The sequence below is a fragment of the Tsukamurella hominis genome (genome assembly GCF_965137015.1).
In the GTDB taxonomy this organism is placed as follows: Bacteria; Actinomycetota; Actinomycetes; order Mycobacteriales; family Mycobacteriaceae; genus Tsukamurella; species Tsukamurella hominis.
The window spans coordinates 132,415-154,440 of the sequence record NZ_CBCRZG010000003.1 but is presented as its reverse complement, the minus strand read 5'-3'; the positions used below and the strand labels follow the sequence as shown (position 1 = coordinate 154,440).

Here is a 22,026-nt window from a genome sequence, read left to right as displayed (position 1 = left end):
ATCAGGCGATGATCAGTGCGGCATGACCATCTGCCGCTCGGCGGCCTCGGTGTCAGCCTCGTGGGTGCGGGGCAGGAAGAACGCCGGGATGATGCACAGCGCGACCAGGATCGCGGCCACGAAGTAGGTGTTCCCGAAGGCCTCCGCCGCGAACGGCAGGTTGTCGTGCAGGAATTTCGAGAAGCCGGTCTCGCCCTGGAACATCGCGATGCCGCCCTCGCGGGCCTCGGGGCTCGAGTTCAGGCCGAAGGCCAGCGCGCCGGTGTGCTTCTCGCCCTGCGGCGTCTGCATCGCCGGGCCCGCGTTGGTGAGCCAGTTGGTGAACAGCACCGAGAAGATCGCGGTACCCATCGACGCGGCGATCTGCTGGACGATGTTCGTCAGCGTGGAACCGCGGGAGATGGACTCGGGTGCCAGGGTGCGGATCGCGGCCGACATGGTCGGCATCATCGTCATACCCATGCCGAGGCCCTGGATGAGCAGCGAGCCCAGCAGGATCCAGTACGGGGTCTCCGCGGTGAGCTGCGTGAAGGCGATCATGCCGCCGGTGATCAGCGCGAGGCCGGTCATGACGAACTTGCCCGGGCCCATCTTGTCGGTGAGCACGCCGGCGACCGGCATCGTCAGCATGGCGCCGAGGCCCTGCGGGGCGAGCAGCAGGCCGGCCATGAGGGTCGACTCGCCGCGGATGCCGATGAAGTACTGCGCGTACAGGATCGAGCTGCCGAAGAACGCCATCGCGAACATCGCGAAGGTGATCATGGCGACGGTCATGTTCCGGTTCTTGAACAGCCGCAGGTCGAGCAGCGGCAGCTTGGCGCGCAGCGCCCAGAACACGAACCCGACGATCAGAACGAGGCCGACGACGGTGGCGGGGATGACCCGGCCGGTGTACATCGACGAATCCGACTGCGCCTCGGGGATCGAGGAGACGCCGAACAGGAACAGCGCGAGGCCGGGCGAGAGCAGCACGAAGCCGACGAGGTCGAACTTCTGGCCCTTGACGGGCTCGTCCTTGTCGAGCACGAACCAGGCGTAGACGATGGCGAGCGCGCCGATCGGGACGTTGATCAGGAAGATCCAGTGCCACGAGAAGGACTCGATCAGCCAGCCGCCGAGGATCGGGCCGCCGATGGGGCCGAGCAGCATCGGGATGCCGAGCACGGCCATGACGCGGCCGATGCGCTCCGGGCCGGCGGCCCGGGTCAGGATCATCATGCCGAGCGGCATGAGCATGCCGCCGCCGAGGCCCTGGAGGACCCGGTACAGGATCAGCAGGTCGATCGACGTCGCGGTGGCGCAGAGCGCCGAACCCGCCACGAACATCGCGGTCGCGGCCATGTAGAGCCGCTTGGTGCCGAATCGGTCCGCGGCCCAACCGGTCACGGGGATGACGGCGGCGAGCGCCAGGGTGTAGCCGGTCATCGTCCAGGCCACAGTGGCGGGCGATGCGCCCCACTGCGCCTGGAAGGTGTTCTGCGCGACGGCCACGATGGTCATGTCCAGGATGGCCATGATCGACCCGAGGACGACCACGCCGGCCACCATCAGGACGCGACGGTCGAGGCCCTCACCCGCGTGCGGGATCCCGCTCTTGTCGAGCGTGTTCTCGGTACTCATGCGTTCTCTTTCATTGCGGTGAAGAAGGGGTTCGGAGGGATCAGGCCCTCGTCGAGGATCTCGACCATCACGTCGTGCAGCCGGACGCGCAGCGCGAGCGGCAGCCGCTCCGCGAAACTCAGCACCTCACGGTGCTTGTCGCTGACCGCGGACGCAACTGTTTTTCGCCCGAGGTCGGTGATGGTCAGGTTCTTGATCCGGCGGTCCGAGGCGTCCTCACGCCGATCCACCATCTCGAGCTGGACAAGCTTCTCCACGTTCCGCCCCGTTGCGGCGACGGACAGCCCCAGATCATCGGCGAGCCGGTTGATCGGGAGCGGGGCCTCGGCGGCCGTGAGCTGCAGCAGGATGTGGAACTGGTGCGCGGTGATGTCCGACGACAGCATCGTGCCCAGGCTCTCCTGCGTGACATTGCACATGAGTCGGCCCATGAACTCGCCGAAGACCGCGGTGAGGTCCTCGGGAGTCACGTCCGTGGAGGTTGCTTGCACCCAAAAACGATAACTCTGGCGCAACCATTGCGCAATCGAGATAGATGTGTCCTGCGTTACACCTCCGCGTAGGCTCGGGCGCATGACCGCTCTCGACTCCATCGCCCTCACCACGCTCGACGGTGCCGCCACCTCCCTCGCCGACTACGCCGGCCGGGCCGTGCTCGTCGTCAACGTCGCCAGCAAGTGCGGCCTGACCCCGCAGTACGCCGGCCTGGAGGCCCTCGCGACCCGCTACGCCGACCGCGGCCTGACGGTGCTCGGCGTGCCCTGCAACCAGTTCGCCGGCCAGGAGCCCGGCACCGCCGAGGAGATCGCGACGTTCTGCTCCACGAGCTACGGCGTCACCTTCCCGCTGCTGGAGAAGACCGAGGTCAACGGCGAGAACCGGAACCCGCTCTACGCGGAGCTGACGAAGACCGCCGACGCCGAGGGCGAGGCAGGCGACATCCAGTGGAACTTCGAGAAGTTCCTGATCGCGCCGGATCACGCGAGCGTGCAGCGCTTCCGCCCGCGCACGGAGCCCGAGTCCGACGAGGTCGTCGGCGCGATCGAGGCCGTTCTCCCCGCCTGACCGGCCAGTTGGGCGACACGTAACCTGTCGTCCCCGAACGGGACACCTGGGGCGCGCACACTGCGGATATGAGTTCGCCGCTGTACGTCTCGGTCTCCGCCCTCTCCGACGCCACCCGCGCGGACGCGGAACGGTTCGCGGCACAGATGGACGAGCGTGGCGTGCCCGTCTCGCTGCTCGTGGCGCCCCGCCTGAAGGGCAAGTACAAGCTGGTCGACGACCCGTCGACCCAGTCCTTCCTGCGGGAGCGCCGCGCCGCGGGCGACGCGATCGTGCTCAACGGCTACGACCAGGCCGCGACGAAGCGCCGCCGCGCCGAGTTCTCGACCCTCGGCGCCCACGAGGCCGCGCTGCGCCTCGCCGCCGCCGACCGCGTCCTGGAGACCGTCGGCCTGCGCACCCGCGTCTTCGCCGCGCCCCGCTGGAACGCCTCCACCGGCGCGGTCCTCGCGCTGCCCGACGCCGGCTTCCGCCTCAACCTCGGCTACTCCGCGATCACCGACCTCGTCACCGGCGAGGAGGAGAAGGCCCGCGTCCTCGGCATCGGCGACGGTTTCCTCAGCGAGCCCTGGTGGTGCCGGGCCCTGCTCGCCCAGGCCAACCGCATCGCCCGACGGGGCGGCACGCTCCGCCTCGCGGTCGACGCCCGCCGGCTGGCCTCGTCGACCGTCTCGCGCACGATGCTCGACGCCGTCGACCTCGCCCTGCACCACGGCGCGGCGGCCACCGTCTACGAGCACCGCACCCGGGTCCTCCTCGCCGCCTGATCTGCGCCGATCAGAACTCGCGCGTCTCCTCCGTGCCCCACGGGACGAAGTCGGCACCGTCGGGGCGCATGTCCGCGAGCCGGCCGAGGTAGATCCCCGAGCCCTCCGCGGAGAGCAGGGCGTCGTGGATGGGGACCGCGACGGCGGGATTCACGGCCCGGAAGAAGTCGACGGTCTCGCTGATCCGGCACCACGGCGCGTTCACGGGGAGGCCGAGCACGTCGACGGGGACGTCGGGCACGAAGAGCGCGTCCCCGGGGTGGTAGAAGCGGCCGATGCGCTCCTCGTCGCCCAGCAGGATCGACGTGTTGTCGATCGTCGGTAGGTCGGGGTGGATGACGGCGTGCGTGCCGCCCACGGCCCGCGCGATGAGGTTGCCGATGCCGTAGTCGTGGCCGGGGAGCGCCGCGATCCAGCGCCCGCCGCGCGCGGCCGCGGTGGTGGGATCGGCGAACAGTTGCGCGTCGGGATTGGCGTCGACGAGGGCGTCGATCCGGGCGGGGTCGATGTGATCGGGGTGCTGGTGGGTGACCACGATCGCGTCCAGCCCGGTGAGCCCCTCGAAGCCGTATGAGAACGTGCCCGGGTCGAAGAGGACGCGCGTCTCGGACATCTCCACGAGGACGCACGAATGGTGGAAGTGGGTGAGTCGCATGTCGCCAGTATGCGCCGGTAAGCTGACCCGTACAGCGCGATCGACACCCGAGCGCGCGGTCGAATCGAGAGGGAGCCGCAACGTGGCACGGATTGTGGTGGACGTGATGCCGAAGGCCGAGATCCTGGACCCGCAGGGGAAGGCGATCGTCGGCGCACTCGACCGCCTCGGCTTCGCCGGTGTCGCGGATGTGCGGCAGGGCAAGCGGTTCGAGCTCGAGGTCGACGGCGACCTGAGCGACGACCAGCTCGAGAAGATCGCGGCCGAGGTGCTCACCAACACCGTCATCGAGGACTTCACCGTCACCCGGGTCGACGCATGACCCGCGTCGGCGTCATCACCTTCCCCGGCACGCTCGACGACGTCGATGCGGCGCGCGCGGTGGAGCGGGCCGGCGGCGAGGCCGTCGCCCTCTGGCACAAGGACCACGACCTCCAGGGCGTCGACGCGGTCGTCGTGCCCGGCGGCTTCTCCTACGGCGACTACCTGCGCGCCGGCGCCATCGCGTCCCTCGCCCCCGTCATGACCGAGGTCGTCGAGGCCGCGGGCAAGGGCATGCCGGTGCTGGGCATCTGCAACGGCTTCCAGATCCTGTGCGAGGCGGGCCTGCTCCCCGGCGCGCTCACCCGGAACGAGGGCCTGCACTTCGTCTGCCGCGACCAGTGGCTGCGGGTCGAGGCCACGAACACCGCGTGGACCTCGCGCTACGAGTCCGGCGCCGAGATCCTGATCCCCGTCAAGAACGCCGAGGGACGCTTCCAGGCGTCCGAGGCGGTGCTCGACGAGTTGGAGGGCGAGGGCCGCGTCGCCTTCCGCTACGTGGGCGGCAATCCGAACGGCTCGCAGCGCGACATCGCCGGGATCAGCTCGGCCGACGGGCGCATCGTCGGCCTCATGCCGCACCCGGAGCACGCCACCGAGGCGCTCACCGGACCGTCGGACGACGGCCTGGGCATCTTCTACTCCGCGCTGGACGCGGTGCTGTCGGCCTGATGGCTACCGGCCGAGCCACCGCGGACGGGTTGTGCGCCTTCGTCGACGCCTCCCCGTCGCCCTTCCACGTCTGCCAGACGGTGGCCCGCCGGCTCGGTGACGCGGGGTACACCGAGCTCGTCGAGCACGACGTGTGGCCCGGCCCCGGCAAGTACTTCGTGGTGCGCGGCGGCTCGATCATCGCCTTCGACTCCTCGCACTGCGAGCACGGCGAGCTCCCGGCGTTCCGCATCGTCGGCGGCCACACCGACAGCCCCAACCTGCGGGTCAAGCAGCATCACGACGCGGAATCGGCGGGGCTGGCGCAGGTGCTCCTGGAGCCCTACGGCGGGGCGTGGCTCAACTCCTGGCTCGACCGCGACCTCGGGGTGTCCGGGCGGATCGCGGTGCGTGAGGGCGGCAGGGTCGTGCACACGCTGGTGCGCATCGACGAGCCGCTGCTGCGCGTGCCCCAGCTGGCGATCCACCTCTCGGAGAACCGCAAGGGCGTCGAGCTCGATCCCCAGCGGCACCTGCACGCGATCTGGGGCGCCGCCGGCGCCGGAGGCTTCCTGGCGCGCGTCGCCGCTTCGGAGGGCTACGCCGCCGAGGATGTGCTCGGCTTCGAGCTGATGACGCACGACCTGGCACCGTCGCGCACCGTCGGGGCCGACGGTGCCCTCGTCTCCGCGCCCCGGCTCGACAACCAGGGAACCTGCTACGCGGGCACCGAGGCGCTGCTGGCGGTCGCCCCGGTCGACGGGATCGTGCCCGTGCTGGCGCTGTTCGACCACGAGGAGGTGGGCTCGGGCTCCGATCGCGGCGCCGCGTCCGACTTCCTCATCACGGTACTGGAGCGGATCGGCCTGTCGCACAGCCTCAGCCGCGAAGACTTCCTGCGCACACTCAGCCTGTCCGCGGTGGCGTCCGGCGACATGGCGCACGCGACGCACCCGAACTACCCGGACCGGCACGAGCCCGCGCACCACATCGCGGTGAACGGCGGCCCGGTGCTCAAGGTGAACCAGAACCTGCGCTACGCGTCGGACTCCGACGGCGAGGCACTGTTCGCCCTCGCCGCCGAGCAGGCCGGCGTGCCGCTGCAGCGCTACGTGCACCGCGCCGACCTGCCCTGCGGTTCGACCATCGGCCCGATCACCGCGGCCCGCACGGGCCTGACCACGGTCGACGTGGGCGCCCCGCAGCTCGCGATGCACAGCGCGCGCGAGCTGATGGGCTCCGCCGACATCGGCTACTACTCGGCGGCGCTCGCCGCCTTCCTCGCGCCCGCCTGAGTCGGGCCGACCTGCGCCGGGCTCAGCCCCGGAAGTCCAGCAGCACCTTGCCGGACGCCGCGGAGTCGCGGGCGATCGCGAAGGCCTCGAGGGCGTCGGTGGCGGGCAGGACGTGGGTCACCACGCCGCGCACGTTCAGCGAGCCGTCGGCGAGCGCCGCGATCACGTCGTCGATCTCGTCGTTGAACCGCAGCGCACCGCGCAGGTCCAGCTCGCGGGTGATGGCCTGCGCCGCGGGGAAGTCGATGTCGCCCGCGCGCTGCAGCCCGAGCAGCACGACGACGCCGCCGCGCGCCGCCGCGTCGACGGCGGCGTGCAGGCCCGGCACCGTGCCGGAGGATTCGATCACGACGTCGGCGTGCAGCGCCGCGATCGCGGCGGACTCGCGGGCGTCGAGAACCGTCGCGGCGCCCAGCGCCAGCGCGCGCTCCCGCGGCTCGGCCGCGATGTCGGTGGCCACCACCTCGGCGGCGCCGTGGTGCAGCGCCACGGCGACGGCGAGCAGCCCGATCGGTCCCGCTCCGATCACCGCGACCCGCTTGCCCGCGACGTCCCCGGCCCGCTCCACGCCGTGCCAGGCGACCGCGGCCGGCTCGATGAGCGCGGCGTCCCGCGGGTCGATCCCCGCGGGCAGGACGCGCAGCATCCGCGTCGGGAGCGCCACCCGGCGGGCGAAGGCCCCGTCGCAGTGCGGGACGTGCGCCGCCGAGCCGAGATACGTGGATGCGGGCGCGAGGTTCGGGCGGTCGGCGGGGTAGGGCACCCCGTCGACCCCGTGCGGCGTGCCCGGATGCACGGCGACGGGCGTCCCCGCCACGGGCCCGGACCCGTCCGCCGCCGCCCTCTCGACGGTGCCGACCACCTCGTGCCCGAGCACCATCGGGGCGCGCAGGATCGAGGTCCCGGCGGCGCCGTGCAGCCAGTAGTGCAGGTCGGAGCCGCAGACCCCGCCGTACGAGATCGCGATCACGGCCTCGTCGGCGGCGGGCACGGGTTCGGGGAGCGCCTCCACGCGGAGGTCCTCGGCCGCACGCGCGACGACACCCAGATTCACACTGCTCTCCTTCATACGACGGCCGTCATGCCGCCGTCGACGTACAGGACCTGCCCGTTGACGAACGCGGACGCCTCGGAGGCGAGGAAGACCAACGGCCCCACCAGGTCCGCGACATCGCCCCAGCGCGCGGCGGGGGTGCGGCCGGCCACCCACGCGGAGAACTCGGCGTCGTCGACCAGCGCCTGCGTCAGTTCCGTCGCGAAGTAGCCGGGGGCGATCGCGTTGGCGGTGACACCGTGCGGCGCGAGCTCGGCGCACAGCCCCTTGGTCAGCATGACGATGCCGCCCTTGGTCGCCGCGTAGGGCGTGATGTTCGGGCGGGCGAGCTGGGACTGCACCGAGCCGACGTTGACGATCCGGCCGCTGCCGCGCGCGATCATGCCCGGCGCGACCCGCTTGGCGAGGAGGAAGGCGCTGGTGAGGTTGGTCGATACCAGGGCGTTCCAGTCGGCGACGGGGAACTCTGTCAGCGGGTGCCGGATCTGCATACCCGCGTTGTTCACCAGGACGTCCGGGGTGCCGTGCTCGGCCTCGATCGCGCCGATCGCCGCGTCGACCGCGGCCTCGTCGGTCACGTCGAAGGCGGTGGCGTGCACGGGATTCCCTGTCCCGATCTCCCCGGCCGCCCGACGGGCCGCCTCCAGGTCGCGGCCGTGCACGATCACGGTGGCGCCGGCCGCGGAGAGGCCCTCGGCGAGGCGGCGGCCGATGCCGCGGGTGCTGCCGGTGACGAGCGCCGTGCGGCCGGTCAGGGCGAAGGCGGAGGTGTCGCTGGGCATGGGGGCCTTTCAGTGCGCGGCCGGAGCGGCGGACGAGATCGGAGCCGACGGGGCGGAGACCGCGGCGGGGGAGGGGAAGTCGAGGGTGCTCAGGGCGGCGGTGCCGGGCACCGCGTAGCCGGCGCCGGCCTCGGCGTCCGAGATCTTCACGGCGTCGTCGGTGCGGGTGAGGTCGCGGCCCACGGTCTCGGGCACCAGGAAGGTGCTCGCGGTGGTGATGGTGCACAGCGCGACCATGTACAGGCCGAGGATGAGCCAGTTCCCGTCGGTGACCTTGATCAGGTAGGCGCCGAGCACGCCGGCCACGCCGCCGGCGAGGACCGCGGAGATCTCGCGGGCCATCGCGACGCCCAGGTAGCGGTGCCGCGCGCCGAACATCTCGGGGATGAGCGCGCACTGCGGGCCGAGCATCGAGTTCACGCCCACGCCGATGCCGATCGCGATGACCGCGACCGCGACGGCGTGGTTGTGCAACGTCAGCGCCCACCAGGCCGGCAACGCGTAGACGAGCAGGAACAGCGCACCGGCCCGGTAGACGATGCGGCGGCCGAACCGGTCGGAGAGGTGCCCGGTGAACGGGACGGAGAAGACGCCGATGAGCGAGCCGATCGTGACGCCCCACGTGAGCACGCCCTTGTCGGCGCCGGGCCCGGTGACGCTGACGAAGAAGGACAGCGCCAGCGCCTGGAACATGTACGAGCCGCCGTTCTCCGCCATGCGCAGGCCGATGCCCACGAGGACGCCCGGGAAGCCGTGCTTGAACAGCTCGCGGACCGGCTTGTCGGCGACCTGCTCGTGCTTCTCGAGCTCGACGAAGGTCGGCGTCTCCTGCAGCTTCATCCGGATGACCACGGCCAGCAGGATGAGCAGGAACGAGGAGAGGAAGGGCACGCGCCAGCCCCAGCTGAGCATGGCCTCCTCGGGCAGCTGACTGATCAGGGTGAAGACCAGCGCGGCGAGCAGCGTGCCGGCCTGGATGCCGATGAACGGCAGCGCCGAGAAGAAGCCGCGGCGCTTGACCGGCGCGTACTCGGCCATGAGCACCGTCGACCCCGCCTGCTCGGCGCCGGCGCCGAAGCCCTGGAGGAGGCGCAGCGTCACCAGCATGACGGGCGCCCAGATGCCGATCGACTCGTAGGTGGGTAGCAGGCCGATCAGGGTGGAGGCGCCGCCCATCAGCATGATCGTGATGACCAGCACCGCCTTGCGGCCGACCTTGTCGCCGAGGCGGCCGAAGAACAGGCCGCCGAAGGGGCGGGCGGCGAAGCCGACGCCGAAGGTCGCGAAGGCCGCCACCGTCGCCATCGCCGGATCGCCCTGCGGGAAGAACAGCACGTTGAAGATCAGGGCGGTGGAGAGGCCGTACAGCGCGAAGTCGAAGTACTCGAGGGCGCTGCCGATGCTGGAGGCCAGGGTCGCGCGCTTGAGGTTGGCGGCGTACTCGGGGTCATGCTCGGGCGAGGTGGTGGTGGTCGACAACGGCGTCTCCTTCGAACCATCGGCTCGTGACCGGCGTCACATTCGATGCCTCGAAGCTAACACTAGATCGAACGCTGTACAACCAGCTGAACGATATCGGTGTCGACGGTGCGCCGCGGGACCGGTTCGGGAGGCCCTCTCGCGCCTCCCGAGTGAACTGCGACTCACCGGGATCGATTAGTGTCCCGAAGCATGACCACCTCGCCCGCGGCACCGTCGGACCCGGAGGAGGGTGAGCACCTCACCCGAGCCCTGAGCAACCGCCACATCCAGCTCATCGCCATCGGCGGCGCCATCGGCACCGGCCTGTTCATGGGCTCCGGCAAGACGATCTCGGTCGCCGGGCCGTCGGTGATCCTCGTGTACATGGTGATCGGCTTCATGCTGTACTTCGTCATGCGCGCGATGGGCGAGCTGCTGCTCAGCCGCACCGGGTACCGCAACTTCTCCGACTTCGCCGGCGACATCCTCGGCCCGTGGGCCGCGCATTTCACCGGCTGGACCTACTGGTTCTGCTGGGTGGTCACCGCCGTCGCCGACGTGGTCGTCATCGCCTCCGTCTACATCACGTTCTGGGCCAAGGACATTCCGCCGTGGATCCCCGCGGTCGCGGTGATCGTGCTGCTCATCGGCCTCAACCTGCCGACGGTCCGCGCCTTCGGCGAGACCGAGTTCTGGTTCGCCATGATCAAGATCGTCGCGATCGTGGCGCTCATCATCGTCGGCGCCGTACTCGTCATCACGGGCTTCGAGCACGACGGCGCCCGCGCCTCGGTCGCCAACCTGTGGGAGCACGGCGGCGTCTTCCCGCAGGGCTTCATGGGCTTCGTGGCCGGCTTCCAGATCGCCGTCTTCGCCTTCGTCGGCATCGAGCTCGTGGGCACCGCGGCCGCCGAGACGAAGAACCCCGAGAAGAACCTGCCCCGGGCGATCAACGCCATCCCGATCCGCATCCTGCTCTTCTACGTCGGCTCGCTGGTGATCCTCATGTCGGTCGTGCCGTGGGACCGGTTCAGCAAGGACGAGTCCCCGTTCGTCATGCTCTTCACCCTGGCCGGGCTGGGCGCCGCCGCGCACCTGGTCAACGCCGTCGTGCTCACCTCGGCCATGTCGTCGGCGAACTCGGGCATCTACTCCACCTCGCGCATGGTCTACGGCCTCGCCACCGAGGGCGACGCCCCGAAGGTCTTCGCCAAGCTCTCCGGCCGCAAGGTGCCGCAGAACGCGCTCTTCCTCACGGGCGTGATGATGCTGTCCTCGGTCGTGCTGCTCGGCTTCGGCCTGGACAAGTCCGCCGGCTTCACGGTGGTCACCACGGTCTCGTCGCTGTGCTTCATGTTCGTCTGGACGATCATCCTGGTCAGCTACCTGGTGTACCGGTCGCGGCGCCCGCAGGCGCACGCGGAGAGCGCCTTCAAGATGCCGCTCGGCGCCGTCATGCCCTGGGTGATCTTCGCGTTCTTCCTGTTCCTGCTCTGGGCCTTCACCCGCGAGACCGACACGCTGCAGGCCATGCTCGTGACGCCGATCTGGTTCCTCATCGTCGGCGCCGCGTACCTCGTGCTGCGCCGCAACCCGGAGCACCTCGCCGCGCGGCGGGCCTTCGCCGCCCGCGTCGAGGAGGAGAAGAAGGCCGCCGCGCAGTGGCGGGCCGCCCGGGGCTGAGTCAGGCGCGGGTCGCCGTGCGGGACTCGGCCGCCGGCGCGCTGCGCACGGCGGCGGCGCCGACGGGGGTGACCCGGACCCAGGTGTCGTTGACCGCGGAGTTGCCCGAGAGCCGGTCCACGCGAGCGGGATCGTGCAGCAGGTTCACGTTCTGGCCCGCGAGCTCGTCCGCGACGCGCCAGCCGGTCCCGCCGTGGCCCCATCCGTGGGGGATGGCGACGGTGCCCTGACGGATCTCGTCGGAGACCTCGAGCGCCACGTCGATGGACCCGGTCGTCGAGGCGACGGTGACGTCCTGTTCCGCCGCGATGCCCAGGCGTTCCGCATCCGCGGGGTGCATCAGCACCGTGCATCGGTTCGATCCGGTGACCATCGTGGGCACGTTGTGCAGCCACGAGTTGTTGCTGCGCTGGCGGCGGCGGCCGATCAGCTTGAGGTCGTATCCGTCGCTCGCCGCCGTGTGCGATCGGCCCGCGAGGGCGTCCGGAAGTATTCGGCGGGCCTCCTCGAGGAAGGATTCCGGCGCCAACTCGATCCGGCGCCCGCGGGTGGCGATCACCTCGCGCAACCGGGGCCTGAGGGCGCCGAGGTCGATGCCGCCGACGCTCTCGCGCATTCGCTTGAGCGTGAGGCCGCGCCGCCCGCGGCGGAGCACCCCGTACGGGCCCAGAGCGATCGGTAGGGCCAGCATCCGCTCGGGGGTGAGGACGTCGGTCAGGCGGCGCAGCGGGCGGCCGACCAGGCGCCGGGCAGGGATCGGCAGCACCTCGAGGATCAGGCGGTTGAGGATCTGCCAGTCGTCGAAGCCGTCCGCGGGCTTGTCCAAGATCTGGTGGGTGTACCGCGCGTTGTTGCGCACGCTGAACGCCGAGACCAGGAGGTTGAAACCGCCCCGTTCCAGGTGCGAGATCGGGGGCAGGACGAAGTCGGCGTGCCGCGTGGTCTCGGTGAGGTAGATGTCGACGGAGACCATCAGGTCCAGGTCCGCGAGCGCGGCGTCCATGCGGCCGCGGTTCGGTACCGACGAGACGGGGTTGCCGGCGTAGGTGACCATCGCGCGGATCCGGCCCCGGCCGGGAGTGGTGAGCTCGTCGGTGAGGGCGGCGATGGGGAGCTCGCTGCGGAAGGCGGGGTAGCGACCCGAGCGGTCGGTCCACCGGCCGTAGGCCACGGGGATGAACCTGGCGAGCCGCGGGACGTCGACCGGAGGGGTCGGGAACATCATGCCGCCGGGCCGGTCCAGGTTCCCGGTGACGATGTTGATCGCGGAGATCAGCCACGTGACCAGCGTTCCGGTCTGCTGCTGGCAGATGCCGATCCGGCAGTAGATCGCCGCCGATCGCGCGGCCGCGTGCTCGCGCGCCAGCTCGATGATCGTCTCCGCGGGGATCCCGGCGAGCGGCGCCATCGCGGCCGGGGTCGCGTCGGCGACGAGGTCGCGGAGCGCGTCGAGACCGCGGGCCGAGCGGGCGAGGAAGGCGTCGTCGCAGAGGTTCTCGGCGAACAGGACGTGCAGCATCCCCATCAGCAGGTAGACGTCGCCGCCGGGTTCCACCGCCACGTGCTGGTCGGCCAGCTTCGCGGTCTCGGTGCGGCGGGGGTCGATCACGACGACCTTCCCGCCCCGGTCGCGGATCGCCTTGATCCGCCGGGGCGCGCCGGGCATCGTCGACAGCGAGCCGTTGGAGACCGCGGGGTTGGCGCCGACGATCACCAGGCGATCGCTGTGGTCGATGTCGACCACGGGTACCAGCGCATTGGACCCGAACATGCGCCAGGCGGTGAACTCGTGCGGATACTGATCGATCGACGAGGCGGTGTAGAAGTTCGGCGTCGCCAGCGCCAGCCTGAGTGTCAGCCCATGGGCGACGCTGGTGTTGTGGGCCGCCGGGTTTCCCAGGTACATCGCCAGGGCGCGGAAGCCGTGCTCCTTGCGGATCGCGCGCAGCCGCCGGCCGATCTCGTCGAAGGCGTCGTCCCAACCGACCGGCTCGAACGTCTCGCCCACGCGACGCATCGGCGTGCGCAGCCGGTCGGGGTCATGGTGCAGCCCGCCCATCGCCGTGGCCTTCGGGCAGATGTACCCCTTCGACAGCACGTCATCGGGGTCGCCGGTGATGCGCGTGACCTGCTGGTCCTCGTCGACGGTGACAAGGATTCCGCAGTGCGCCTCACACAGGCAGCAGTGAGTGGGGCGGGTGGTCGCGGGCATGGCTCCTCCTCGGTCTGCTCGGCCCACGGTAATCGCAAAGGAGGGCTGCCGTTGCCATTATGTGAATGAATATTCTCAATCCTGCTCGGTGAGCATCGGCGCGTCCGGCCCCAGCGGGCGATGTAGCAGGGAGCCGCGGGTCACGGCCGCCCGGCCGAACCGGGTGCGCAGGGAGTCCATGGCGAGGTCGAGGTCCGCGTCGTGTTCGCCGCCGCCGAAGGGCAGCGCGAGCTGCACCGCGCCGTGGTTCTCGAGGTTCGCCAGGGAGAGCCCGATCAGGGTGCACCCGCGATCGCGCACCAGGGGCATCGCCTCGTCGAGCAGGGCGCGCGCGGTGGCGAGTACGACCTCGGTCGCATCCGTGGGCTCGCGCAGGGAGCGGGACCGGGTGACGGAGGAGAAATCGTCGAACCGCAGTCGGAGTTCGACGGTGCGGGTGACGCGCCCGGCGGCGCGGAGCCGCTCGCCGAGGCGATCCACGATCGCCAGCGCCGTGCCCTCGATCTCGGCCTCCGACGTCCTCCGCCGGCCGAGCGCGCGCTGCGCGCCGATGGACTTGCGCCGCCGGCCGGTGTCGATGCGGCGCGGATCGTGCGCCATGGAGAGCGCGTACAGGTGCCGGGCGGTGCCCCGCCCGAGGAACGCGGCGAGGCGGTGCTCGCCCAGCTCCGCGATCTGCCCGACGGTGGCGATCCCCACCTCGTGCAGCCGGGCCTCGGTCTTCGGGCCCACGCCCCACAACCGCCGAACCGGCAGCGGGTGCAGGAACTGCAGCTCCGTGCCGGGCGGGACCTCGAGCAGACCGTCGGGCTTGCCGACGGCGCTCGCCACCTTGGCGAGGAACTTGCTCCGCGCGACGCCGACGGTGATCGGCAACCCGACCTCCGTGCGGACCCGCTCGCGCAACCGGGCCGCGATCTGCACCGGGGTGCCCCGGATGGCGCGGAGGCCGCCCACGTCCAGGAAGGCCTCGTCGACGGACAGGCCCTCCACCAGCGGGGTGGTGTCCCGGAAGATCTCGAAGACCCGGCGGCTGGCCTCCATGTAGGCGTCGAACCGGGGCGGCTGGGTGATCGCGAACGGCGCGAGCGCGAGGGCCTCGCGGTGCGGCATGGGGGAGCGGACGCCCTTCGCCTTCGCCTCGTAGCTGGCGGCCAGCACGACACCCGAGCCGACGAGCACGGGCCGGCCGCGCAGCCACGGATGATCGCGCTGCTCGACCGAGGCGTAGAACGAGTCGAGATCGGCATGCAGGATCGACGCCTCGGCTCGCGCGTCCATGCTCATGGCGGCAGTATCGCGCCGAGGTCCGACAAGTGATCTGAGGCACACTGGGTTGGGAAAAGGGCAACCGTGCTCCGCGCCGATCCGTGCAGCGTAATCGGGCGGTAAAGCCACTGCTCGGACGTTGTACGGGAAGCGAATGCAGGCCCGCGCGCCCCGTGATCGGTGCGCCCGCGCGCCGCGAAGCCGTTGACGCTCCCACGCGGGCGGAGCTACCTTCGCGCCGTTCCCGATTCGAGCAGCAGGGCGGGGACGTTCACCCACCATCCGACGACGCCGCTCGGCGGCGGGAGACGAAGGGTTTTCTCATGACGGAGATGATTTCGAAGGTGAACCGGAGCGCTGTCCTCGCGGGGACCCCCGTGGACCTCGATCGGCCGGCGTACGTGGGCGCGACCGCGCCCGTGACCAGCGTGGGCTTCGCGGCCGGCGGCGGGGGCGGTGTCGATGTCGCGGGCATGGGCGGCGACGCCAACTTCGCGGCGGCGGCCGGCGCGTTCTGACCGGACGGCAGGTGGCCGCGTCCCGTCCCCCGCGGGGCGCGGCCCTTCCCGCGTCATGCTCTCGATGCTGAACCGGATCCCGTTGCGCCGGACGTCGATCGGGCGGGACGGTGCGCTCGACGGTGCCGAGCGTCTCGCTGCCGCCTGTCATGCGATCGCCTCCGCCGAGTACCTCGCTCGCGACATCGACCGCCGCCCTGGCGGCCTCGCCGACTGGCGCCTCGACCGCGAGGACTTCCTCGCCCGCGCACCGCGCCTCGGGCCGCCGGTCGACGCCGTCTCCGGTCCCGCCGCGACGAACGCGCTGCACGTACTGCGGCTCGCGGCCGCCGCTGCAGTGCTGGCTCCCACCGCGCCGCGGGTCCGGTGCGCGGCGAACGCGACGCTCGGCGCTACCTCTGCGGTCCTGCAGCCGCGCAACCATTTCGGCGCCGACGGCGCCGACCACGTCTCCTTCCTCGTGTCCGCGACCTGTGCCCTCGCGCGCCTCCGCGGCGGCGATGCGCGGTGGGTGGACGCCTGCCTGTGGTACCTGGCCGCCCAGGCGACGCTGTCCTACGGCGCCTCCGGCTGGGTGAAGCTCACCAGCCCGGTGTGGCGGTCGGGGCGCGCGGTGATCGAGGTGACCCGCACCCGTACCTACGGTGATCCCCTGGCGTGGAGGCTGTTCCACGAACACCCCCGCACGACGGCCCTCCTCGAGCGCGGGGTCCTCGCGTGCGAGTGCCTGTTCCCCGCCGCACACCTGCTCGGTGGTCGTCCCGCGCCGTTCTTCGCACTCGCGATGGGTTGTTTCCACCTCGCCAACACCAGGGTGATGGGGCTGGGGCGGTTCCTCTGGGCGTTCACCGCGATGTACCCGCCGCTGCTGTACGCGACCGATCGCGAATACCGGCCCGGTGGCGCACGCGCGGGCGAATCCCCACGCAGCGAAGCCTTCCCGCGCACCCTCGCCCTCGCCGCGGTGGGCGGAGCGGCCCTGCTCGCCGTGGAGAACGCGCGTCGCCGCCGCCGGGTCCGCGCCGGACGTGGGGACGAGCGCGTCCTCGCCACCCGCGGCGGAGCGCTGCGCTACCGGGTCGCCGACGGGGCGGCCGGTCCGAACGCACCGGCGGTGATCCTCGTGCACGGCCTGGGCGCGGTGCCGGAGGGGTGGGAGTGGATCGCAGCCGACCTCGCCGAGGACCACCGCGTCGTCATCGTCGACCGGGCCGCCGCCCCGCCCTCGGGCCCCGGTCTCGACGCGGAGGTGGGGCGGCTCGTCGACCTGGCGCGGGCGGAGGGCGACGGCAGGCCCGTTCACCTGGTGGGACATTCGGTCGGCGGATACCTCGCGTTGCGCGCCGCCGGCGAGGTGGGTGCCGCCGTCGGCACCGTCAGCCTGCTCGACGCGAGTCACCCGGACCAACTACGCCGCTCGCCGGCCCAGGCGACCGGCACCGCCAGGCTGGGACCCGCGCTCGGCGTCATCGCCTGGTCCATGCGGCTGGGCCTGGGCCCGCTGGCGCAGCGCCCCGCGTCCCTCGACCGCCTGCCCCGGGCCGTGCGCGCCGCGGCGCTCGACCGGTTCCGCGAGCAGGGGCTGTGGGTGACCGCGCGGCACGAATGGCGGGGCCTCGTTGCGGATTTCGCGGCGTGCGGCGGCGCGCCGCCCGCGACCGGCGTCCCCCGCCTGGTCCTCACGGCGGAGACCAGCGAGGCCAACGACCCCGTGCACCGCGAGCTCCAGGACGAGTACGCCGCCGGCGGGGTCCGGTCCCGGCGCGCCGTGATCGACGGGGCGGACCACGACGGCCTGCTCTACGACCGTGCATACGCACGCCGGGTCGCGTCGGAGATCCGCGCGTTCGTGGCGTCCGAGTCGGCGGTGGGGGGCGAGCATGTCCGGGCGTGACGGCCCCACCCGGCTGCCCGCGCGCTCCGTCGAGTGGGGCCTGGCGGGCGCGCTGCTGGTCACCGCGGCGGCCCAGCATCCCAACAAGATGTTCGACCGGGTGCGGCGCCTGGATCCGATCGGGATCCTCATCCCCAACTGGCGTTTCTTCGCGCCGGAGCCCGCCCGGCACGACTTCCACGTCGTCCACCGGACCGTCGGGACCGACGGGGCGGTGACCGACTGGCGGGAGACGGTCCCGTCGCGCCGGAGGACGTGGCGGCACGCCCTCTTCTTCCCGGAGCGGCGCCGCGACAAGGCCCTGTCCGACGTCTGTACGGAGGTGGGGGTGGCCGCATCCCGCGGCGATGTCGAGACGAGGGCCTCGTACCGCATGTTGCGGGAGTTCGTCCGGGGGTCGGTGGTGGGCGCCGCGGCGGACGACTGCGGCCCCGACCTCGAGGGCTTCCAATTCGCGGTGATCCGGTACTCCGGGTACGACGACTCCGAGGACCCTCAGCACGTCCTGGTCTCGGAGTTCGTCCCACTCGCCTGATCTGTAGCTGGCGTCACGAAACGACTGACGACGGACGGACGCGCGGTTAGCATCGAAGAGATGGAGTCATCAGCGTCACCCGGTGCTCCTCGGACGATGAGGGCCGTTCAGCTGGTCGCCCACGGCGGCCTGGACAACCTCGTCTACCGCGAGGACGTACCCGTTCCCGACCCCGCCCCCGGCGAGGTGCTCATCGACGTCCACGCCTGCGGCATGAACAACACCGACGTCTGGGTGCGGGAGGGGGCGTACGGCACCGAGACCGACCCCGGATCGGTGTCGACGTGGCGCCGTGGCCGCTCCACGTTGACCTTCCCGCGCATCCAGGGCGCTGACATCGTCGGCCGGATCGCCGCGGTCGGCGACGGGGTGGACGCGAATCGGATCGGCGAGCGCGTGATCGTCGATTTCAGCATCTACAACCGGCCCGAGGGCGATGAGAGCCTGGCCGACATCGACTACATCGGCCACGGCCGCGACGGCGGCTACGCCGAATACGTCGCGGTCCCGGCCGAGAACGCGTACCGCACGGACGCGCCGATCGACGACGCCGAGCTGGCGACGTTCTGCTGCGCGTACCTCACCGCGGAGCAGATGCTCGAGCGCGCCCGATTGTCCTCGGGGGAGCGGGTTCTGGTGACGGGAGCCTCCGGTGGCGTGGGCTCGGCGATCGTCCAACTGGCGCGCGTGCGGGGCGCGGTCCCCTACGCGGTTTCGAGCCGCGGCAAGGAGCAGGCGCTGCTCGGCATCGGGGCGGAGCGGGTGGTCGCGCGCGACGACGGCGGTGATCTGGTCGACGCGGTCGAGCGGGCGGTCGACGGTCCCGTGGACGTGGTCGCCGACCTCGTCGCCGGCCCCCTGTTCAACGACCTGCTGCGCATCCTCCGGCCCGAGGGCCGGTACACCACCGCGGGAGCGATCGGCGGGCCCGTCGTGCAGCTCGACCTGCGCACGATGTACCTGAAGCAGTTGGAACTGCACGGCTCCTCGCAGGGCACGCGCACGGCGTTCCGCCGGTTGCTGGGGTATATCGAGGCGGGCGCGATCCGCCCGCTGCTGCACGGCGCCTACCGGCTGTCGAGGCTCCCGGACGCGCAGCGCGAGTTCATGGCGAAGACCTACGTGGGGAACCTCGTGGTCGTCCCCGACCGGCACTGGGCGGACGTGGGGGCTCCCCATGCTGCGGCGTGAGCGGTCGCTCGAACTGATCGACACCCAGTCCGGCGGCGATGTCAGCCGCATCGTCGTTGCGGGGATCGGGCCGATTCCGGGGACGACAGTGCGCGAGAAGGCTCGGTACCTGCAGGCCGAGGGCGACGGGCTGCGGCGCCTGCTGCTCTCCGAACCCTACGGCGACCCCGCGATGTCGGTCGATCTCATCGTCGAGCCGGGGCATCCCGAAGCACAGGCCGGCTACATCATCATGGAGGCCATGGGATACCCGATGTACTCGGGGTCCAACACGATCTGCACGGCTACGGCCCTCCTGCAGAGCGGCGCGATCGCGATGCACGAGGGTGGCCAGGACGTGGTCCTCGAGTCGCCGGCCGGGTTGGCCCGGATCCGTGCCGAGGTACGCGGCGACCGGGTGGAATCGATCACCACGCAGAGCGAGCCGGCGTACGTCGCGCAGGAGGGCCTCGCGGTGGACGTGCCCTACTACGGGACCGTCGGCTTCGATCTGGTGTGGAGCGGTGCGTACTTCGCGATGATCGACGCGGCGGAGCGGGACTTCCGGCTGACCGCCGACGAGCAGATCGCGCTGACCGCCTTCGGCGACGCCTTCGTGCGAGCGGCGAGGCCGGGGCTGCTGCAGGAGCACCCCGATATCGGTGACGTCGGGCCGCTGCCGTTCGCCCACTTCATGGGCCCGGTGCACGACCTGGCCGACGGCCGATTCGAGTCCCGTTCGGCGACCTACGTGCATCCGGGCGTGCTGTGTCGAAGCCCGACCGGGACCGGGACCTCCGCGCGGCTGGCGCTGATGTACCGGCGGGGCGAGATCGCGGACGGTCAATCGTTGGAGACCGTCTCGCCGCGTGGCAATCGGTTCGTCGGCACCGTCCGGGGTGCGGGGCGGGTCGGGCGGTACGACGCCCTGCATTCGGCGATCACGGGCCATGCCCGGTTGATCGCGCACTCGCGACTGGTGGTGGACCTGGAGGATCCGCTCGTCGACGCGTCCGACCTCGAGGTGCTCCTCACAGCCGGATGAGGGGGCTGGCGGATAACTGACTTTCGAGTAAGGTTACTTCAAAGTCAGTTGCTGAGAGCCTCCCCGAGGAGTCGCACACATGAGTACCTACCTGATCACCGGCGCCACCGGCTTCCTGGGCCGTCGGATCGTCCCCCTGCTGCTGGAGCGCGACCCCGAGGCGGTCGTGCACCTGCTCGTGCGCCCGTCCTCCGCGTCCAAGCTGGACGAATGGCGCGCCCGGTGGGGCGAGGACCGCGTCCGCCCGCTGCTCGGCGACCTCGGCGCGCCCGGCCTGGGCCTCTCCGCGGAGCCCGAGGGTGTCGACGCCGTCCTGCACCTGGGCGCCGTCTACGACATGGGCGCGAGCGCGGAGGCGAACGACCGGATCAACGTCGAGGGCACCCGCGCCGTCATCGATCTGGCGCGCCGCGCCGGCGCCGAGCTGCACCACGTGTCCTCCGTCGCCGTCGCGGGGGACTACCGGGGAAGCTTCGGCGAGAACGACTTCGACCTCGGGCAGGGCTTCCCCTCGCCGTACCACCGCACCAAGTTCGAGTCCGAGAAGCTGGTGCGCGAGGCCGAGGGGCTGCGGTGGCGGGTCTACCGGCCCGCCATCGTGGTCGGGGACTCGCGTACCGGTGAGATGGACAAGATCGACGGGCCGTACTACTTCTTCCCGGCGTTCGACGCGCTGCGGCGCGTGCCGTCGATGATCCCGATGGTGTTGCCGGACACGGGCGATACGAACGTCGTTCCGGTCGACTACGTCGCCGCGGCGATGGTCGAGCTCCTGCTCCGGCCGGATGGAACGGGTCGGACGTACCACCTGGTGAACCCGGAACCGCAGAGCGTGTTGGAGCTCTACCGGGCCATCGCCCGGCCCGCGGGCGCGCCCCGCGCGGTGGGCCGGGTGCCGCGCCGCGTGGTGGACCCCGCCCTGCGCGCCAGCGGCGCGGGCAAGGTGGGCGTCCTGCGCGACACCGCCCTCAAGCAGGCCGGCATCCCGCCGAAGGCCTTCGAGAACCTCGGCTTCACGGCGACCTACACCTCGCAGCCCACGCAGCGGGCGCTGCAGGGCACCGGGATCGAGGTCCCGCCGCTGAAGGAGTACGGACCCGCGCTGTTCCGCTACTGGCGCGAGCAGCTCGACCCCGCGCGCCTGCGTCGCCGCGACCCGATCGCCGGACGCCACGTGGTCATCACGGGCGCCTCGTCGGGCATCGGCCGGCAGACGGCGATCGAGCTCGGCGAGCGGGGCGCGCGCGTGATCCTACTGGCGCGCAACGCCGCCGAACTCGAGGCCACGGCGGATCAGGTACGGGCGGACGGCGGCGAGGCCGCCACCTACGTGTGCGACGTGACCGACGGCGACGGCGTCGACGCGACGGTCGGGCGGATCCTCGCGGACCACGGCCACGTCGACTACTTGATCAACAACGCGGGCCGATCGATCCGGCGGTCCGTCAAGGCCTCCACCGGCCGGATGCACGACTTCGAGCGCACCATGGACGTGAACTACTTCGGGGCCGTGCGGATGATCCTGGCGCTGCTGCCGCACATGCGGGAGCGCGGCTTCGGGCACGTCGTGAACATCTCCAGCATCGGCGTCCTCGCGCGGGGCCCGCGATTCTCGGCGTACGTCGCGAGCAAGGCGGCCCTCGATGCGTTCACCGACATCGCCGCCACCGAGACCCTCTCGGACCACGTCACGTTCACCAACGTCCACATGCCGCTGGTCCGGACCGAGATGATCGCCCCGACCGAGGCCTACGACGATGCGCACGTCATCAGCCCGGAGAAGGCGGCCCGGATCATCATCCGCGCGATGCGCGAGCGGCCCACGCGGGTGAACACGCCGCTCGGCGTGGTCGGCGCGCTGGGCCGCACGTTCACCCCGCGGATCACCCGGCGGATGCTCCACCAGGACTACCTCACGACGCGCGACTCGGCCGCGGCGAAGGGCGTGTCGGCGTAGGGGCGGAGCGGGCGTTTGCGCTCAGCTCGACTCGAACGCTCGCGCGCGACACGGCTCCGGTGTTCACTGGAG

Annotated in this window: 20 protein-coding genes; 12 read left to right on the top strand and 8 right to left on the bottom strand. The window is 71.4% G+C overall.

What is annotated here, in order from left to right; all coding sequences use genetic code 11:
• Nucleotides 1-12: 12 nt before the first annotated feature.
• Entirely contained in the window at nt 13-1,620 is a 1,608-nt protein-coding gene (locus tag ACM9LD_RS05475; protein ID WP_415675740.1) for a DHA2 family efflux MFS transporter permease subunit, read from the bottom strand.
• Nucleotides 1,617-2,111 (bottom strand): MarR family winged helix-turn-helix transcriptional regulator, encoded by a 495-nt coding sequence (locus tag ACM9LD_RS05470; protein ID WP_415675739.1) that lies wholly within the window; start codon nt 2,109-2,111, stop codon nt 1,617-1,619. Before ACM9LD_RS05470 ends, ACM9LD_RS05475 begins: the two co-directional genes overlap by 4 nt.
• Nucleotides 2,112-2,193: 82 nt before the next feature.
• On the opposite strand from ACM9LD_RS05470, the gene ACM9LD_RS05465 reads away from it, so the two are divergent.
• Nucleotides 2,194-2,685: a glutathione peroxidase gene (locus ACM9LD_RS05465; RefSeq protein WP_224649725.1), complete on the top strand. Its 492-nt coding sequence runs from the start codon at nt 2,194-2,196 to the stop codon at nt 2,683-2,685.
• A gap of 68 nt (nt 2,686-2,753) precedes the next feature.
• Nucleotides 2,754-3,452, top strand: a complete 699-nt coding sequence (locus ACM9LD_RS05460) for a DUF2334 domain-containing protein (RefSeq protein ID WP_415675738.1) — start codon at nt 2,754-2,756, stop codon at nt 3,450-3,452.
• 10 nt (nt 3,453-3,462) lie between these two features.
• On the opposite strand, the gene ACM9LD_RS05455 is transcribed toward ACM9LD_RS05460, so the two are convergent.
• Nucleotides 3,463-4,107 (bottom strand): MBL fold metallo-hydrolase, encoded by a 645-nt coding sequence (locus ACM9LD_RS05455; RefSeq protein WP_415675737.1) that lies wholly within the window; start codon nt 4,105-4,107, stop codon nt 3,463-3,465.
• Nucleotides 4,108-4,189: 82 nt separating this feature from the next.
• Between ACM9LD_RS05455 and purS the strand changes: the two genes are divergently transcribed.
• The 3 genes from purS to ACM9LD_RS05440 are packed head-to-tail and all read left to right on the top strand — an operon-like array spanning nt 4,190 to nt 6,374.
• On the top strand, nt 4,190-4,429 hold the full coding sequence (gene purS, locus ACM9LD_RS05450; protein ID WP_224649716.1) for a phosphoribosylformylglycinamidine synthase subunit PurS: 240 nt from the start codon (nt 4,190-4,192) through the stop codon (nt 4,427-4,429).
• Nucleotides 4,426-5,100 (top strand): phosphoribosylformylglycinamidine synthase subunit PurQ, encoded by a 675-nt coding sequence (gene purQ, locus ACM9LD_RS05445; RefSeq protein WP_224649714.1) that lies wholly within the window; start codon nt 4,426-4,428, stop codon nt 5,098-5,100. Before purS ends, purQ begins: the two co-directional genes overlap by 4 nt.
• Entirely contained in the window at nt 5,097-6,374 is a 1,278-nt protein-coding gene (locus ACM9LD_RS05440) for a M18 family aminopeptidase (RefSeq protein WP_415675958.1), read from the top strand. The genes purQ and ACM9LD_RS05440 overlap by 4 nt, the downstream gene beginning before the upstream one ends.
• A gap of 22 nt (nt 6,375-6,396) precedes the next feature.
• Here the strand turns inward: ACM9LD_RS05440 and ACM9LD_RS05435 are convergent, their stop codons facing one another.
• From ACM9LD_RS05435 to ACM9LD_RS05425, 3 genes are read right to left on the bottom strand one after another with little or no spacing between them, the layout of a single operon-like run.
• Nucleotides 6,397-7,428, bottom strand: a complete 1,032-nt coding sequence (locus tag ACM9LD_RS05435) for a zinc-binding dehydrogenase (protein ID WP_415675736.1) — start codon at nt 7,426-7,428, stop codon at nt 6,397-6,399.
• 11 nt (nt 7,429-7,439) lie between these two features.
• A complete protein-coding gene (locus tag ACM9LD_RS05430) occupies nt 7,440-8,210 on the bottom strand; it encodes an SDR family oxidoreductase (RefSeq protein ID WP_415675735.1) in 771 nt (256 codons plus the stop codon).
• 9 nt (nt 8,211-8,219) lie between these two features.
• Nucleotides 8,220-9,689, bottom strand: a complete 1,470-nt coding sequence (locus ACM9LD_RS05425; protein ID WP_415675734.1) for an MFS transporter — start codon at nt 9,687-9,689, stop codon at nt 8,220-8,222.
• Nucleotides 9,690-9,881: 192 nt separating this feature from the next.
• Here ACM9LD_RS05425 and ACM9LD_RS05420 point away from each other — a divergent pair, with 192 nt between their 5' ends.
• Entirely contained in the window at nt 9,882-11,354 is a 1,473-nt protein-coding gene (locus tag ACM9LD_RS05420; protein ID WP_415675733.1) for an amino acid permease, read from the top strand.
• A 1-nt stretch (nt 11,355) separates the two neighbouring features.
• Here the strand turns inward: ACM9LD_RS05420 and ACM9LD_RS05415 are convergent, their stop codons facing one another.
• Nucleotides 11,356-13,566 carry a molybdopterin-dependent oxidoreductase gene (locus tag ACM9LD_RS05415; RefSeq protein WP_415675732.1) on the bottom strand — a complete coding sequence of 737 codons (2,211 nt, stop codon included), beginning with the start codon at nt 13,564-13,566 and terminating at the stop codon, nt 11,356-11,358.
• A gap of 75 nt (nt 13,567-13,641) precedes the next feature.
• On the bottom strand, nt 13,642-14,853 hold the full coding sequence (gene dinB / locus ACM9LD_RS05410; protein ID WP_415675731.1) for a DNA polymerase IV: 1,212 nt from the start codon (nt 14,851-14,853) through the stop codon (nt 13,642-13,644).
• A gap of 305 nt (nt 14,854-15,158) precedes the next feature.
• Between dinB and ACM9LD_RS05405 the strand changes: the two genes are divergently transcribed.
• The 6 genes from ACM9LD_RS05405 (at nt 15,159) to ACM9LD_RS05380 (ending at nt 21,954) form a co-directional block, all read left to right on the top strand.
• On the top strand, nt 15,159-15,353 hold the full coding sequence (locus ACM9LD_RS05405; protein ID WP_068522804.1) for a hypothetical protein: 195 nt from the start codon (nt 15,159-15,161) through the stop codon (nt 15,351-15,353).
• Between the two features lie 55 nt (nt 15,354-15,408).
• On the top strand, nt 15,409-17,247 hold the full coding sequence (locus ACM9LD_RS05400) for an alpha/beta fold hydrolase (protein ID WP_415675730.1): 1,839 nt from the start codon (nt 15,409-15,411) through the stop codon (nt 17,245-17,247).
• Nucleotides 17,234-17,782 carry a hypothetical protein gene (locus tag ACM9LD_RS05395; protein WP_415675729.1) on the top strand — a complete coding sequence of 183 codons (549 nt, stop codon included), beginning with the start codon at nt 17,234-17,236 and terminating at the stop codon, nt 17,780-17,782. The genes ACM9LD_RS05400 and ACM9LD_RS05395 overlap by 14 nt, the downstream gene beginning before the upstream one ends.
• A gap of 96 nt (nt 17,783-17,878) precedes the next feature.
• The gene (locus ACM9LD_RS05390; RefSeq protein WP_415675728.1) at nt 17,879-18,973 is read left to right on the top strand and encodes an alcohol dehydrogenase family protein; all 1,095 of its coding nucleotides are present in this window, start codon (nt 17,879-17,881) and stop codon (nt 18,971-18,973) included.
• Complete coding sequence (locus tag ACM9LD_RS05385) at nt 18,960-19,997, top strand: proline racemase family protein (RefSeq protein WP_415675727.1); 1,038 nt, start codon at nt 18,960-18,962, stop codon at nt 19,995-19,997. The genes ACM9LD_RS05390 and ACM9LD_RS05385 overlap by 14 nt, the downstream gene beginning before the upstream one ends.
• Nucleotides 19,998-20,076: 79 nt before the next feature.
• On the top strand, nt 20,077-21,954 hold the full coding sequence (locus tag ACM9LD_RS05380) for an SDR family oxidoreductase (RefSeq protein WP_415675726.1): 1,878 nt from the start codon (nt 20,077-20,079) through the stop codon (nt 21,952-21,954).
• Nucleotides 21,955-22,026: the final 72 nt, after the last annotated feature.

Bases quoted from the DNA above. Each gene is read 5' to 3' on its own strand.
- ACM9LD_RS05390 (WP_415675728.1), top strand. From the start codon at position 17,879: ATGAGGGCCGTTCAGCTGGTCGCCCACGGCGGCCTGGACAACCTCGTC.
- ACM9LD_RS05400 (WP_415675730.1), top strand. From the start codon at position 15,409: ATGCTCTCGATGCTGAACCGGATCCCGTTGCGCCGGACGTCGATCGGG.
- ACM9LD_RS05455 (WP_415675737.1), bottom strand. From the start codon at position 4,107: ATGCGACTCACCCACTTCCACCATTCGTGCGTCCTCGTGGAGATGTCC.
- ACM9LD_RS05395 (WP_415675729.1), top strand. From the start codon at position 17,234: ATGTCCGGGCGTGACGGCCCCACCCGGCTGCCCGCGCGCTCCGTCGAG.
- ACM9LD_RS05420 (WP_415675733.1), top strand. From the start codon at position 9,882: ATGACCACCTCGCCCGCGGCACCGTCGGACCCGGAGGAGGGTGAGCAC.
- ACM9LD_RS05385 (WP_415675727.1), top strand. From the start codon at position 18,960: ATGCTGCGGCGTGAGCGGTCGCTCGAACTGATCGACACCCAGTCCGGC.
- purQ (WP_224649714.1), top strand. From the start codon at position 4,426: ATGACCCGCGTCGGCGTCATCACCTTCCCCGGCACGCTCGACGACGTC.
- ACM9LD_RS05430 (WP_415675735.1), bottom strand. From the start codon at position 8,210: ATGCCCAGCGACACCTCCGCCTTCGCCCTGACCGGCCGCACGGCGCTC.
- ACM9LD_RS05460 (WP_415675738.1), top strand. From the start codon at position 2,754: ATGAGTTCGCCGCTGTACGTCTCGGTCTCCGCCCTCTCCGACGCCACC.
- ACM9LD_RS05380 (WP_415675726.1), top strand. From the start codon at position 20,077: ATGAGTACCTACCTGATCACCGGCGCCACCGGCTTCCTGGGCCGTCGG.
- dinB (WP_415675731.1), bottom strand. From the start codon at position 14,853: ATGAGCATGGACGCGCGAGCCGAGGCGTCGATCCTGCATGCCGATCTC.
- ACM9LD_RS05465 (WP_224649725.1), top strand. From the start codon at position 2,194: ATGACCGCTCTCGACTCCATCGCCCTCACCACGCTCGACGGTGCCGCC.
- ACM9LD_RS05405 (WP_068522804.1), top strand. From the start codon at position 15,159: ATGACGGAGATGATTTCGAAGGTGAACCGGAGCGCTGTCCTCGCGGGG.
- ACM9LD_RS05415 (WP_415675732.1), bottom strand. From the start codon at position 13,566: ATGCCCGCGACCACCCGCCCCACTCACTGCTGCCTGTGTGAGGCGCAC.
- ACM9LD_RS05475 (WP_415675740.1), bottom strand. From the start codon at position 1,620: ATGAGTACCGAGAACACGCTCGACAAGAGCGGGATCCCGCACGCGGGT.